The organism is Pseudomonas fluorescens (assembly GCF_000967965.1).
Lineage (GTDB): Bacteria > Pseudomonadota > Gammaproteobacteria > Pseudomonadales > Pseudomonadaceae > Aquipseudomonas > Aquipseudomonas grandcourensis.
In genome coordinates this window covers 120665-135468 of the sequence record NZ_LACC01000017.1, presented here as the reverse complement: position 1 = coordinate 135468, position 14804 = coordinate 120665, and the positions used below count along the sequence as shown (strand labels likewise).

Sequence of the window (14804 nt, the reverse complement as noted above, 5' to 3'; positions counted from 1 at the left end):
TAGCCGAGGGCGGTGTTTCATTTATAAGACGGTGCGCACCGCTTCTCATCCCGTTGAAAAAAGGCGCGATGGGCTCTGGGTTGGGACTGTCCGCTAATGAAGGGGATGGGTGCCTGGGGTGATTGGGCAGAAAGGGACCATGCAATGGTCATTGGGGAGGTGTTGTGGCCGAAAACGCCATCGCGAGCAAGCTCGCTCCCACATTGAATATCTAGCGTACACAGAAACTGTGATCACTGAAGATCCCGTGTGGGAGCGAGCCTGTTCGCGAATGCAGTCTGAAGGTTTACAGGGAAGCCTGGCGAACCTGCTTCTCCAGCTCGGCCTTCAACCCCGGCTCCAGCTTGAGCTGGCGCGCCAGCTCATCGAGGTAGGCCTTCTCCATGAAGTTTTCCTCGTCCACCATCATCACGCTGGCGATGTACATCTCGGCGGCGATTTCCGGGGAGCGGGCGGCGCGGGCGACATCGCTCGGGTCCAGTGGCTTGTTGAGCTCGGTGTGCAGCCAGTGTTGCAGCTCCTGGTCGCTGTCGAGCCGGGTGAATTCGCCTTCGATCAAGGCACGCTCACGCTCATCGACATGACCGTCAGCCTTGGCCGCCGCCACCAGCGCCCTGAGAATCGCCTGACTGTGTAGCTCGACTTGCGCGGCCGGCACGCGGTCCAGGGTTTGCGGTTCCGTACCGGCCGCACCGCCCTGCTGCGCCTGCCAGTTACCGTAGGCTTTATAAGCCAGCACGCCCAACGCGGCGAGACCGCCGTAGACCGCGACCTTGCCCCCGACTTTACGGGCCTTTTTGCTGCCGAGCAGCAAGCCCATGGCGCCTGCCGCCAATGCCCCGCCACTCGCGCCGGAGAGCAAGCTGCCGAGGGCACTGGTGCCGCCGCTCGCACCCTTTTGCTGTGAGCTACCGGCCTTGTTCTGCAACAGGTCCTGGCCGGACTTGAGTAGTTGATCGAGCAATCCACGGGTGTTCATTTACCGCCTCCACAAGACGTTTAACCTGAAACCAAGGCCACCAGCCTAGATCGAAAGTGCCAACGTCCCGTGGGCGAGAGTGCTTCCGGATGTTGCATTCCCTCAATGCGCCCATTGCCGCTCGCGCCGGCCTATCAGAAAAAAAGATATACACTCTCGCCAATCGATAAAAACAGCCCACCGGGTACTTTCCCATGATGACCTTGCGTCAGATCCGTCACTTCATCGCCGTGGCCGAGACCGGCTCGATCTCGGCCGCCGCGCAAACCGCGTTCATTTCCCAGTCGACCCTGACCCTGGCGATCCAGCAACTGGAGGAGGAAATCGGCGTCAGCCTGTTCAGCCGCCACGCCAAAGGCATGACCCTGACCCACCAGGGGCATCAATTCCTGCGTCAGGCGCACTTGATCCTGGCCACCGTGGATAACGCCAAGCGCAGCCTGCAACAGAGCACCGACCAGGTCGCCGGGCAACTGATCGTCGGCGTGACCAGCCTGGTGGCCGGTTACTACCTGGCGGATTTGCTCACCCGCTTCCAGCGCGCCTACCCCAACGTGGAAATCCGCGTGATGGAAGATGAGCGCCCGTACATCGAGCATTTGCTGGTCAGTGGCGAGATCGATGTCGGCGTGTTGATCCTGTCCAACCTCGAAGACCGCCACGCCCTGCAGACCGAAGTGCTGACCCACTCGCCGCACCGGCTATGGCTGCCGGCCCAGCATCCGCTGCTGGAACACGACAGCATCAACCTCGCCGACGTTGCCCGCGAGCCATTGATTCAACTGAACGTCGATGAAATGGACCGCAACGCCCAGCGCATGTGGTCGGCAGCCTCCTTGCAACCGCGCATCACCCTGCGCACCGCCTCGACCGAAGCGGTGCGAAGCCTGGTGGCCGCCGGTTTGGGCGTATCGATCCAGCCCGACATGACGTATCGCCCGTGGTCACTGGAGGGCGACATCATCGAAGCGCGGCCGATCGCCGACCTCAGCCAGACCCTGGATGTCGGCCTGGCCTGGCGTCGCGGCACCGCGCGGCCGGCGCTGGTAGACCCCTTCCTCACGGTCGCCCGCGAGCAACCCCACGGCGGGCGCAAGCCATCTATTTAATCGAACGCCACCTTCAGTATTTGGTATTTGTTGTCCTCGGGTCTGCGAACTAGTCTTGTTACATCTATATAAGACGGCCGGGCCCCAATTACTGGGAACACCATGGCCACACAAGAAAAGAGAACCCGAAAAATGGCTGGCGCGCAGACCCCGTTGTTCACCGCATTGTTGATTGATGGTGAATTAGTCGCCGGTCAAGGCTGCGTCGAGCCGATTCTCAACCCGGCTACCGGCGAAGTCGTCACGCAGATCGCCGAAGCCAGCACCGAGCAGGTCGAAGCCGCCATCCTCGCCGCCCATCGTGCCTTTGCCGGTTGGTCGCGGACCACGCCACAACAGCGTTCGAACCTGTTGCTGGAGATCGCCAACGCCATCGAAAAGAATGCCGACCTGCTGGCACGCCTCGAATCCATGAACTGCGGCAAGCCGTTGCACCTGGCCCGTCAGGATGACCTGAGTGCCACGGTCGACGTGTTCCGCTTCTTCGCCGGTGCCGTGCGTTGCCAGACCGGCCAGCTCAGCGGCGAATACCTGCCGGGTTACACCAGCATGGTCCGTCGCGATCCTATCGGGGTCGTGGCGTCGATTGCGCCGTGGAACTACCCGATCATGATGGCCGCGTGGAAAATCGCCCCGGCCCTCGCCGCCGGCAACACCTTGGTGTTCAAGCCGTCCGAACACACGCCGCTGTCGATCCTGGCCCTGGCCCCGGCGCTGGCCGAGATCCTGCCGCGCGGTGTAATCAACATCGTTTGCGGTGGCGGCGAAGGTGTCGGCAGCCATCTGGTAAGCCATCCGAAGATCCGCATGGTGTCGCTGACCGGCGATATCGTCACCGGCCAAAAGATTCTCCAGGCCGCATCGAAGACACTCAAACGCACCCACCTCGAACTCGGCGGCAAGGCTCCGGTGATCGTCTGCAACGATGCCGACATTCAGGCCGTGGTCGAAGGCGTACGCACCTACGGCTACTACAACGCCGGACAGGATTGCACCGCCGCTTGCCGCGTTTACGCCCAGGCCGGGATTCATGACCGTCTGGTGGCCGAGCTCGGCGCGGCCGTCAGCAGCCTGCGCTTCGCCGGCAAACGCGACGCAGACAACGAAATCGGCCCGCTGATCAGCACCCGCCAACGTGACCGCGTGGCCAGTTTTGTCGAGCGCGCCCTCGGCCAGCCGCACATCGAGCGGGTGACCGGCGCGGCGGTGCATTCCGGCGCCGGCTTCTATTACCAGCCGACCCTGCTGGCTGGCTGCAAGCAAAGTGACGAGATCGTCCAGCGCGAAGTGTTCGGGCCGGTGGTCACCGTGACCCGCTTCGAAGAGCTGGAACAAGCGGTGGACTGGGCGAACGATTCGGAATACGGCCTGGCCTCGTCGGTCTGGACGCAGAACCTCGACAAGGCCATGCAGGTCGCGGCGCGCTTGCAGTACGGCTGCACCTGGATCAACAGCCACTTCATGCTGGTCAGCGAAATGCCCCATGGCGGCCTGAAACGTTCGGGCTACGGCAAAGACCTGTCCAGCGATTCGCTTCAGGACTACAGCGTGGTGCGGCACATCATGGCCCGCCATGGCGAACATCTCTGACTACGCTAATAACAAGCCGCCAACGGCATGCTTCACCACGTTCAAAACACTGCCCCGACCATAATTAAAGAAGAGGGAATTCCAATGTTCGTGCACAAGACCGCACTGCTCAGTGCAATCACCACCGCGCTGCTGGCCAGCGCAAGTGTCCAGGCCGCCGAGCCGCTCAAAGCTGTCGGGGCGGGCGAAGGACAACTGGATATTGTGGCCTGGCCCGGCTACATCGAACGTGGCGAGAGTGACAAGGCCTACGACTGGGTGACCGGTTTCGAGAAAGAAACCGGCTGCAAGGTCAACGTCAAGACCGCGGCCACCTCCGATGAAATGGTCAGCCTGATGGCCAAGGGCGGTTACGACCTGGTCACCGCGTCCGGCGATGCGTCCCTGCGCCTGATCGTCGGCAAGCGTGTGCAGCCGATCAACACCGCGTTGATCCCGAACTGGAAAAACCTCGACCCGCGCCTCAAGGATGGACCGTGGTACGTGGTCAACAAGCAGACCTACGGCACCCCGTATCAGTGGGGCCCGAACGTGCTGATGTACAACACCAACGTGTTCAAGACCGCGCCCACCAGCTGGGGCGTGCTGTTCAACGCGGAAAACCTGCCGGACGGCAAGCCGAACAAGGGCCGCGTGCAGGCCTATGACGGCCCGATCTACATCGCCGACGCGGCGCTGTACCTGAAGACCGCCAAGCCGGAACTGGGCATCCAGAATCCGTACGAACTGACCGAAGCCCAGTACAAGGCCGTGCTCGACTTGCTGCGCGCCCAGCAGCCGTTGATCCACCGCTACTGGCACGACACCACTGTACAAATGAGCGACTTCAAGAACGAAGGCGTGGTTGCCTCCGGTGCCTGGCCGTATCAGGTCAACGGCCTGATGAACGAGAAGCAGCCAATCGCCTCGACCATTCCGAAAGAAGGCGCCACCGGTTGGGCCGACACCACCATGATGCACGCCGAGGCCAAGCACCCGAACTGCGCCTACAAGTGGATGGACTGGTCGCTGCAACCGAAAGTCCAGGGTGACGTAGCAGCGTGGTTCGGCTCGTTGCCAGCGGTTCCGGCGGCGTGCAAAGAAAGCGAGTTGCTCGGCGCCGAAGGTTGCAAGACCAACGGATTCGACCAGTTCGACAAGATCGCCTTCTGGAAAACCCCGCAGGCTGAAGGCGGCAAGTTCGTGCCGTACAGCCGCTGGACCCAGGACTACATCGCGATCATGGGCGGCAGGTAAAAGTCATTCCGGTAGCTACTGCGCGTCGACCAGCCGCGCCCGGGCAGTGCTCGCCTCCTCACGTACTGACGTACGCTCCGGGGGCTGCGCGCTGGCCGGACACGGCTAATCGCCGCTCGCTACGCTCCCGAAACGACTTTATGTGATCGACGCTTTTCAAGAAGCAAAGCTGATTTTCGAATGACTGTTTTTTCAGAAGTCCAGGCAGGGCCGCTGCGACGGCCTTCGCCTTTTTGGAGCACCGCACCATGACGCTTGCAGTCCAGTTCACCAACGTTTCCCGTCTATTCGGTGAAGTGAAAGCCGTAGATCGGGTTTCCATCGACATCCAGGACGGCGAGTTTTTCTCCATGCTGGGGCCGTCCGGCTCGGGCAAGACCACCTGCTTGCGCCTGATCGCCGGTTTTGAACAACCGAGCGCAGGCTCCATCCGCATTCATGGCGAAGAGGCCGCCGGCCTGCCGCCGTACCAGCGCGACGTGAACACCGTGTTCCAGGATTACGCGCTGTTCCCGCACATGAACGTTCGCGACAACGTCGCCTACGGCTTGAAAGTCAAAGGCATCGGCAAGGCCGAACGCCTCAAGCGCGCCGAAGAATCCCTGGAGATGGTCGCCCTCGGCGGCTACGGCGAACGTAAGCCGGTGCAGCTCTCCGGCGGTCAGCGCCAGCGTGTGGCCCTGGCCCGCGCCTTGGTCAACCGTCCACGGGTGCTGCTGCTCGACGAACCCCTCGGTGCCCTTGACCTGAAACTGCGCGAGCAAATGCAGGGCGAGTTGAAGAAGCTGCAACGCCAGCTCGGCATCACCTTCATTTTCGTCACCCACGACCAGACCGAAGCGCTGTCGATGTCCGACCGGGTGGCGGTGTTCAACAAGGGGCGCATCGAACAAGTCGATAGCCCGCGCAACCTGTACATGAAACCGGCCACCACCTTCGTGGCGGAATTCGTTGGCACCTCCAACGTGATTCGCGGCGACTTGGCCAAGCAGCTCAGTGGCAATCCGCAGCCGTTCTCGATTCGTCCGGAACACGTGCGATTCGCCGAAGGCCCGCTGGCCAGCCACGAGATTGAAGTCAGCGGTTTGCTCCACGACATCCAATACCAGGGCAGCGCCACCCGCTACGAACTGAAACTGGAAAACGGCCAGACCCTGAACATCAGCCAAGCCAACAATCAGTGGATCGACAGCAGCTCGCAACACCAGACCGGGCAGCGCCTGAGCGCACGCTGGGCACGGGAAGCGATGGTCCATTTGCACGACACCCTTGCAGGCGGGGTGTGAGATGAGCACCTTGGCTATTACTCAAACCTCGTCAGGCGGCTCGCCGTTGCGCAGGTTTTCCAACCTGTTGTATCGCCGGCCGAACCTGTACCTGTCGATGCTGCTGGTGCCGCCGTTGCTGTGGTTCGGCGCGATCTACCTTGGCTCGTTGCTGACGCTGCTGTGGCAGGGTTTCTACACCTTCGATGACTTCACCATGGCGGTCACCCCTGACCTGACCCTGGCAAACTTCACCGCGCTGTTCCAGCCATCGAACTTCGACATCATCCTGCGCACCCTGGGCATGGCGATTGTGGTGTCGATTGCCAGCGCCATCGTCGCGTTCCCGATTGCCTACTACATGGCGCGCTACACCACCGGCAAAACCAAGGCGTTCTTCTACATCGCGGTGATGATGCCGATGTGGGCCAGTTACATCGTCAAGGCCTACGCCTGGACGCTGCTGCTGGCCAAGGGCGGCGTGGCGCAGTGGTTCGTGCAGCACCTGGGGCTGGAACCGGTCCTGCAGTTCGTGCTGGGCATTCCGGGCGTTGGCGGCAGTACCTTGTCGACCTCACACCTTGGCCGCTTCATGGTGTTCGTCTACATCTGGCTGCCGTTCATGATCCTGCCGATCCAGGCCTCGCTGGAACGCCTGCCGCCCTCGCTGCTGCAAGCCTCCGCCGACCTCGGTGCCAAGCCGCGCCAGACCTTCACGCAAGTGATTCTGCCGCTGTCGATCCCGGGCATTGCCGCAGGTTCGATCTTCACCTTCTCGCTGACCCTGGGCGACTTCATCGTGCCGCAACTGGTCGGCCCGCCCGGCTACTTCGTCGGCAGCATGGTGTATGCCCAGCAAGGCGCAATCGGCAACATGCCGATGGCCGCCGCCTTCACCCTGGTGCCGATCGTGCTGATCGCCATCTACCTGTCCATCGTCAAACGACTGGGGGCCTTCGATGCACTCTGAGAAAGCCTCAATAGGCCTGAAAATCGCAGCTTGGGGCGGGCTAGTGTTCCTGCACTTCCCGATCCTGATCATCTTCCTGTACGCCTTCAACACCGAAGACGCGGCATTCAGCTTTCCACCCAAGGGCTTCACTCTGAATTGGCTCAGCGTGGCGTTCTCACGGCCGGACGTGCTCGAAGCGATCAAGCTGTCGTTGCAGATCGCCTCGATTGCCACCCTGATCGCCATGGTCCTCGGCACGCTGGCGTCCGCCGCGTTGTATCGCCGCGACTTCTTCGGCAAGCAAGGCATCTCGCTGATGCTGATACTGCCGATCGCCCTGCCGGGGATTATCACCGGGATCGCATTGCTGGCGACCTTCAAGACATTGGGAATCGAGCCGGGGATGTTCACCATCATCGTCGGCCACGCGACCTTCTGCGTGGTGATCGTCTACAACAACGTCATCGCCCGCTTGCGCCGCACCTCCCACAGTTTGATCGAGGCCTCGATGGACCTCGGCGCCGACGGCTGGCAGACCTTCCGCTACATCATCCTGCCGAACCTCGGCTCGGCGTTGCTGGCCGGCGGCATGCTGGCGTTTGCCCTGTCGTTCGACGAAATCATCGTCACCACCTTCACCGCCGGCCATGAACGCACCCTGCCGCTGTGGCTGCTCAACCAGCTCAGCCGCCCACGAGATGTGCCGGTGACCAACGTCGTGGCGATGCTGGTGATGCTGGTGACCATGCTGCCGATTCTCGGCGCCTATTACCTGACCCGTGGCGGCGAAAGCGTTGCGGGCAGTGGTGGGAAATAACCGAATAACCACTGAAGGAACCGAATCTCTGTAGGAGTGAGCCTGCTCGCGATGACTGACTGTCATTCAATAGTGATGTCGACTGTATGACCGCTATCGCGAGCAGGCTCACTCCTACATTTAGATCCGGTTCAGGCAGAAAAATAAAAGTGTTAGTGAGGACAGAACCATGCAAACCAAACTCTTGATCAACGGCCAACTGCAAGACGGCGAAGGCCCCGCCCAACCCGTATTCAACCCGGCCTTGGGCCGTGTGCTGGTGGACATCAACGAAGCCAGCGCAGCCCAGGTCGATGCCGCCGTACGCGCCGCCGACGCCGCGTTCGACAGCTGGTCGCATACCCCGCCGAAAGAGCGTTCGCTGCTGCTGCTCAAACTCGCCGATGTCATCGAAGCCCACGGCGAAGAGCTGGCCAAACTGGAGTCGGACAACTGCGGCAAGCCCTACAGCGCCGCACTGAACGACGAGATCCCGGCGATTGCCGACGTGTTCCGTTTCTTCGCCGGCGCCAGCCGTTGCATGAGCGGTTCGGCCGGTGGCGAATACCTGCCAGGGCACACCTCGATGATCCGTCGCGATCCGGTGGGCGTGATCGCCTCCATCGCGCCGTGGAATTACCCGCTGATGATGGTCGCCTGGAAAATCGCCCCGGCCCTGGCCGCCGGTAATACCGTGGTGCTCAAGCCGTCGGAACAAACCCCGCTGACCGCCCTGCGCCTGGCCGAGCTGGCGTCGGAGATCTTCCCGGCCGGTGTGCTCAACCTGGTGTTCGGCCGTGGTCCTACCGTCGGCAGCCCGCTGGTGAACCACCCGAAAGTGCGCATGGTGTCGCTGACCGGTTCGATTGCCACCGGTTCGAACATCATTTCCAGCACCGCCGACAGCGTCAAACGCATGCACATGGAACTGGGCGGCAAGGCCCCGGTGATCATCTTCGACGACGCCGACATTGACGCCGCCGTCGAAGGCATCCGCACCTTCGGTTTCTACAACGCCGGGCAAGACTGCACCGCTGCCTGCCGCATCTATGCCCAGGCAGGCATCTACGACAAGTTCGTCGAGAAACTCGGCGCCGCCGTCAGCAGCATCAAGTACGGCTTGCAGGATGATCCATCGACCGAACTCGGCCCGCTGATCACCGCGCAACACCGCGACCGCGTGGCCGGTTTCGTCGAGCGCGCCATCGCCCAGCCGCACATTCGTTTGATCACCGGCGGCAAGGCGGTTGAGGGCAATGGCTTCTTCTTCGAACCGACCGTGTTGGCCGATGCACAACAGGACGACGAAATCGTCCGTCGCGAAGTGTTCGGGCCAGTGGTGTCGGTGACCAAATTCAGCGATGAAGCGCAGGTGCTGGGTTGGGCCAACGACTCGGTCTACGGCCTGGCCTCCTCCGTGTGGACCGCCAACGTCGGCCGCGCCCATCGCCTGGCAGCGCGCTTGCAGTACGGCTGCACCTGGGTCAACACGCACTTCATGCTGGTCAGCGAAATGCCCCACGGCGGTCAGAAACTGTCCGGCTATGGCAAGGACATGTCCATGTACGGGCTGGAGGACTACACCGTTGTGCGGCATGTGATGTTCAAGCACTAAAAACCTTTCAGGCAAACCCGATCCCTGTGGGAGCGGGCTTGCTCGCGAAGGCGTCACCACGGTTCCAAGGAAGAAGCCGGTACCCAGCACCACCAGGCTCCACCCCAAAGAAGACAAAACAATAACCACCGATCCGGGCGGCGCTCCCAAAGCCCCGTCACGGTTTCGGACATCCGAAATCTGCCGATTTTCCGGAGCAATCACACATGAGTGCATCACCCGATCTCTCTGCAGCCCTTGCCGACAGCGATGCCGAGCAACTGCGCAAACTCGGTTACACCTCCAACTTCAATCGCAGCATGAGCCTGTGGGAAAACTTCGCCCTGGGCTTCACTTATCTGTCTCCGGTCGTAGGGGTTTATACCCTCTTCGGCCTGTGCCTCGCCGCCGGCGGGCCACCGATGTTCTGGGCTTACTTGCTGGTCGGTTGCGGCCAACTGCTGGTGTGCCTGATCTTCGGCGAAGTGGTTTCGCAGTTCCCGATTTCCGGCGGTGTGTACCCCTGGGCTCGCCGCTTGGTGGGCAAACGCTGGGCGTGGATCGTCGGCTGGATCTACTCCATCGCCCTGTGCGTCACTATCGCGGCGGTTGCAGTGGGTGCCGGTCCGTACCTCGCCGCCATGATGGGCTTTGAGCCGAGCAACAACACCAACATCATCATCGCCCTGTTCCTGACGCTGTTCGCCACCCTGGTCAACCTCAGCGGCACCAAAGTGCTGGCGCGAATCGCCATGTTCGGCTTCCTCTGCGAACTGGTGGGCGCGGTGATCGTCGGCGTTTACCTGCTGATTTTCGAGCGCCATCAACCCATCAGTGTGTTGTTCAACACCTTCGATATCAGCGTCGACGGCTCGTACCTGCCGGCCTTCCTCACCGCCTCGCTGGCGGGGATGTTCCTGTACTACGGCTTCGAGGCTTGCGGCGACGTGGCCGAAGAAACCCCGAACCCGAGCAAGAAAATCCCGGTGGCCATGCGCATGACCATCTACATCGGCGGCATCGCGGCGATGTTCGCCTGCCTGGCGCTGATCCTCGCCGTGCCGGACATGCAAGCGGTGATCAACGGTACCGACAAGGACCCGGTCACCACCATCCTCAACAACGCCTTCGGCCCGGTCGGTTCGAAAGTGGTGATGGGCGTGGTGATGATTTCCTTCATCTCCTGCGTGATCAGCCTGCAAGCGGCGGCCAGTCGTCTGCTGTATTCCTACGCCCGTGACGAAATGGTCATCGGCAGCCGACTGCTGAAGAAGATTTCCCCTACAACTCAAGTTCCAGTTGCCGCGCTGTTCGTGTCCGGTGTCCTGCCGGCACTGATCATCATCCTCGGCTTCTTCCTGCAAGACGCGGTCGCCACCATCGTCAGCTTCGCGGCCATCGGCATCTACCTGGCGTTCCAGATGATCGTGCTTGCGGCCCTGTACGCCCGCATGAAAGGCTGGAAACCGAGTGGCAAATTCACCCTCGGCGCCTGGGGCTGGGCGGTGAACATCGGCGCGCTGGTCTATGGTGTCGGTGCCATCATCAACATGGCCTGGCCACGCACCCCGGATGCCGCGTGGTACATCAACTACGCGATGGTGCTGAGCACTGCCATCGTGATTGGTCTGGGCCTGCTCTACATGTGGATCGCCAAGCCGTATGACCACGGTACGGCACCTGCGGGGGATGCGTGGAAGGTTAGTCACTAATGAAAATCGCCCCGGGATCAAGTGCGATCTCGGGGCGAGTTCTGCCCAGTGCAGACACAAGAAATTCCTACAGGCGCAGCCTTCCTGAAAAACCCTCGTTTCCTACAACAAGTGTCGCCAGAGTAGACTTGGCGCCGCGAGCGCCTGACCGATAGGCTTTGCTCCGTCGCTGCCAAATCAGCGGCCCGGAGTCGAAGCCGGAACAAGTCAAAACGGTGCTCGTGTGCCCCCATAGAACTGTGGCTGTTTTATGCCTTCAGTTCTGCTTTATGGCGGGCCGTGTGGCGCGGGCCTTCCGGCTTCCGTTTTGATTGGAAGTGTCCCGGCTTCGAACGTCACTCGGTCCGCCACCCAACCTGTCGAAGGGTTGGTGGCGACTTTCCAAGCCAAAACGGAAATCACGCCATGCCAATGCATCCTCAAAGCTCGCCTCTTCCCTATTTCGATCCCTCCGTCTTCACCCGCCACAACCGTTTCCTCCACGCCTTCATGCAAAACAACCAAGCTTGGTTCTGTGCCCAGGATCTGGGTCGCTTGATGGGCAAACCACTCAATGAACGCCTGACCCTGAAACTCGACCCCGACCAACGTCGCACCGTCTGGCTGCGCAAAGACGGCAAAACGGTCGAAACCCTGATGGTCAGCGAATCAGGCATGTACGCCTTGCTGGTCCACCACTTCGCCCCGGAAAACCGCAATCTGCGCCAGTGGTTGAGCAACGAAGTCATTCCCTCGCTGCGTGATGCGAAATCAGAGCCTGTGGAAAACCTGCCAAGCCTGAGCTCCTTGAATTGGGCCGGAGTTTCGGTGCCCTTGCTGCATTACCAACATCACGCCTGGATCAAGTGGCGAGACATGCCTGAGCTGATGCAGGTACAGCGCCCCTTCCCAATCGCGGGCACTTGCCGTTGAAGGGATAAATCGAGCTGATCAAAAAGGGACAGACTTCACAGTCCGTCCCTTTGGTTTGAGTCCTCTCAATTAATTGTCCTGCTGAATGAGTTACATCCACATGAACGAGACTCGCAGCGACAAACGAAACATCATCGAAATGATTCCATGTGATAGCTCGTTTGCAGAAGCGTATCTCCATAAGCTCGACCAGCAATCTGTCCGACAGCCAGCAATAGACGCTGGCATAGCCGACGCTGATGCAGGCAGGTTAACCAGCCTGGCCACCGTGAAGGCCAAATGGCTCTCACGGTAACCCGCCCTGCTCAAAACCGCGAAACACTCCTCATCGCATCCACCAGATACCTCATCGCGATCCTGTCGCTCTCCGACAGTTCCCGATAGCGTTCCACCAGTTTCATTTCCTCGCTATTGAGCCGGCGTCTTCGTCGCCCCAGGGCCAGACACGGAAAGATTCCCAACATTTCGGTGATGCCTTGTACTTTCGACATGGACGATGTCCTTCTAAACGTCAAAGAAAACTGCAAAAAAAACGCATCGCCCTCCCCCTTTTCAGCAGCCGCAATGTGCCGACTGAACCGCACCGGTCTTTCGGGCATAAACCGGTCATGTGTACAGAATAGAAATATTCCGGGCGCTGAAAAGCGGTTTTTAGAGTAATTAGTCGAAAAAAGCAGAAATGCCCTGTAAATCAGAAGCCCCTGTCGGAATTGTTTCCCGACATGTCTTGTTTCATTGCCGAGCCGGCGCAGTGCCATCAATCAATTTTGCTCTGCAATCGAACGGTTTAAGCTGTCGGGCATCTGTTTAAAAGTCCGTTGCGTTTGGCCGAAGGCATGTCCGAACCGATATTTCTGATCCAGCACGTGCCAGGAACGGCGCGGGATTGTTCACGACAGGTTGTATTTATGCACCGCAGGAACTTGCTCAAAGCCTCCATGGCCATCGCGGCCTACACCGGTTTGTCCGCCACGGGCCTGTTGGCCGCCAAGGCCTGGGCCGCCAGCGGCGGCACCGCTGATGGCGAGGCCACCGCGTTCGATTTCGAGGCGCTCAAGCTCCAGGCCAAACAGCTCGCCAGCAATCGCTACCAGGACACCAAGCAGCAGTTGCCGCCGACCCTGGCGACCATGACGCCGCAGAACTTCAATGCGATCCGCTACGACGGCAATCATTCGTTGTGGAAAGAGCTCAAGGGCCAGTTGGACGTGCAGTTCTTCCATGTCGGCATGGGCTTCAAGCAGCCAGTGCGCATGTACAGCGTCGATCCGAAAACCCGCATGGCCCGCGAGGTGCATTTCCGCCCGTCGCTGTTCAACTATGAAAACACCACGGTCGACACCGCGCAGCTCAAGGGCGACCTGGGTTTCTCCGGCTTCAAGCTGTTCAAGGCCCCGGAACTGGACAAGCACGACGTCGTGTCCTTCCTCGGCGCCAGCTATTTCCGTGCGGTGGACGCCACCGGCCAGTACGGCTTGTCGGCCCGCGGACTGGCCATCGACACCTACGCCAAGAAGCGCGAAGAGTTTCCCGACTTCACCAAGTTCTGGTTCGAGACGCCGGACAAGGACAGCACCCGCTTCGTGGTCTACGCCTTGCTCGACTCGCCGAGCGCCACCGGTGCCTACCGCTTCGATATCGACTGCCAGGCCGAGCGCGTGGTGATGGAGATCGATGCCCACGTCAACGCACGCACCGCCATCGACCAACTGGGCATCGCGCCAATGACCAGCATGTTCAGTTGCGGCACCCACGAGCGCCGCATGTGCGACACCATTCACCCGCAAATCCACGACTCCGACCGCCTGGCCATGTGGCGCGGCAATGGCGAGTGGATCTGCCGCCCGCTGAACAACCCGGCCACCCTGCAATTCAATGCCTTCGCCGATACCGACCCGAAGGGCTTCGGCCTGGTGCAGACCGACCACGAGTTCGCCAGCTATCAGGACACCGTCGACTGGTACAGCCGCCGCCCGAGCCTGTGGGTAGAACCGACCACCGCGTGGGGCGAAGGCTCAATCGATCTGCTGGAGATCCCGACCACCGGCGAGACCATGGACAACATCGTCGCTTTCTGGACGCCGAAGAAACCGGTGGCTGCGGGGGATTCGCTGAACTACGGCTACAAGCTGTACTGGAGCGCATTGCCGCCAGTCGGAACGCCGTTGGCACGGGTCAACGCGACCCGTTCGGGCATGGGCGGTTTCACCGAAGGCTGGGCACCAGGCGAACATTACCCACCAGTCTGGGCCCGTCGTTTTGCCGTGGACTTCACCGGCGGCGGCTTGGACCGCTTGCCTGAAGGCGCGGGCATCGAGCCTGTAGTCACTTGCTCGAACGGCGAGGTCAAGGATTTCAGCGTGCTCAAGCTCGATGACATCAAAGGCTACCGCATCCTGTTTGACTGGTACCCGACCAGTGACAGCGTCGAGCCTGTCGAGCTGCGGCTGTTCATCCGCACCAACGACCGCACGTTGAGTGAAACCTGGTTGTATCAGTACTTCCCGCCAGCGCCGGACAAGCGCAAATACACCTGACACCCGAGTAGCACCCAGCCACCATTCGGTTTTCCGAACGCGACCTGCGGGTCGGTTCGGTTAACCGGACCATCTCACTGAAATTTCAACGCGAAAAATATTTAATTTCCTTATAAATCAAT

At 60.8% G+C, this 14804-nt stretch carries 12 protein-coding genes; 10 read left to right on the top strand and 2 right to left on the bottom strand.

Features of this window, described 5'->3' with window-relative positions; all coding sequences use genetic code 11:
* Positions 1–286 precede the first annotated feature (286 nt).
* On the bottom strand, positions 287–979 hold the full coding sequence (locus tag VC35_RS14825) for a tellurite resistance TerB family protein (protein WP_046041060.1): 693 nt from the start codon (positions 977–979) through the stop codon (positions 287–289).
* A gap of 194 nt (positions 980–1173) precedes the next feature.
* Here VC35_RS14825 and VC35_RS14820 point away from each other — a divergent pair, with 194 nt between their 5' ends.
* From VC35_RS14820 to VC35_RS14775, 9 genes are all read left to right on the top strand, one after another.
* Positions 1174–2088: a LysR family transcriptional regulator gene (locus VC35_RS14820; RefSeq protein WP_007975056.1), complete on the top strand. Its 915-nt coding sequence runs from the start codon at positions 1174–1176 to the stop codon at positions 2086–2088.
* Positions 2089–2190: 102 nt separating this feature from the next.
* A complete protein-coding gene (locus tag VC35_RS14815) occupies positions 2191–3678 on the top strand; it encodes a gamma-aminobutyraldehyde dehydrogenase (protein ID WP_080925318.1) in 1488 nt (495 codons plus the stop codon).
* A gap of 84 nt (positions 3679–3762) precedes the next feature.
* Positions 3763–4914 carry a putative ABC transporter substrate-binding protein YdcS gene (gene ydcS, locus VC35_RS14810; RefSeq protein ID WP_046041056.1) on the top strand — a complete coding sequence of 384 codons (1152 nt, stop codon included), beginning with the start codon at positions 3763–3765 and terminating at the stop codon, positions 4912–4914.
* 248 nt (positions 4915–5162) lie between these two features.
* Complete coding sequence (locus VC35_RS14800; RefSeq protein ID WP_046041054.1) at positions 5163–6200, top strand: ABC transporter ATP-binding protein; 1038 nt, start codon at positions 5163–5165, stop codon at positions 6198–6200.
* A 1-nt stretch (position 6201) separates the two neighbouring features.
* Positions 6202–7149: an ABC transporter permease gene (locus VC35_RS14795; RefSeq protein ID WP_046041053.1), complete on the top strand. Its 948-nt coding sequence runs from the start codon at positions 6202–6204 to the stop codon at positions 7147–7149.
* Positions 7139–7948, top strand: a complete 810-nt coding sequence (locus VC35_RS14790; RefSeq protein ID WP_046041051.1) for an ABC transporter permease — start codon at positions 7139–7141, stop codon at positions 7946–7948. The genes VC35_RS14795 and VC35_RS14790 overlap by 11 nt, the downstream gene beginning before the upstream one ends.
* A 169-nt stretch (positions 7949–8117) precedes the next feature.
* Entirely contained in the window at positions 8118–9542 is a 1425-nt protein-coding gene (locus VC35_RS14785; protein WP_046041049.1) for a gamma-aminobutyraldehyde dehydrogenase, read from the top strand.
* A 206-nt stretch (positions 9543–9748) separates the two neighbouring features.
* Positions 9749–11233 (top strand): APC family permease, encoded by a 1485-nt coding sequence (locus VC35_RS14780; RefSeq protein ID WP_046041047.1) that lies wholly within the window; start codon positions 9749–9751, stop codon positions 11231–11233.
* Between the two features lie 405 nt (positions 11234–11638).
* The gene (locus tag VC35_RS14775; protein WP_046041044.1) at positions 11639–12145 is read left to right on the top strand and encodes a BRO-N domain-containing protein; all 507 of its coding nucleotides are present in this window, start codon (positions 11639–11641) and stop codon (positions 12143–12145) included.
* A gap of 305 nt (positions 12146–12450) precedes the next feature.
* Here the strand turns inward: VC35_RS14775 and VC35_RS14765 are convergent, their stop codons facing one another.
* Positions 12451–12636, bottom strand: coding sequence for a hypothetical protein (locus VC35_RS14765; RefSeq protein ID WP_046041279.1), 186 nt, complete (start codon positions 12634–12636; stop codon positions 12451–12453).
* Between the two features lie 417 nt (positions 12637–13053).
* Here VC35_RS14765 and VC35_RS14760 point away from each other — a divergent pair, with 417 nt between their 5' ends.
* Positions 13054–14682 (top strand): glucan biosynthesis protein D, encoded by a 1629-nt coding sequence (locus VC35_RS14760; RefSeq protein WP_046041042.1) that lies wholly within the window; start codon positions 13054–13056, stop codon positions 14680–14682.
* Positions 14683–14804 lie beyond the last annotated feature (122 nt).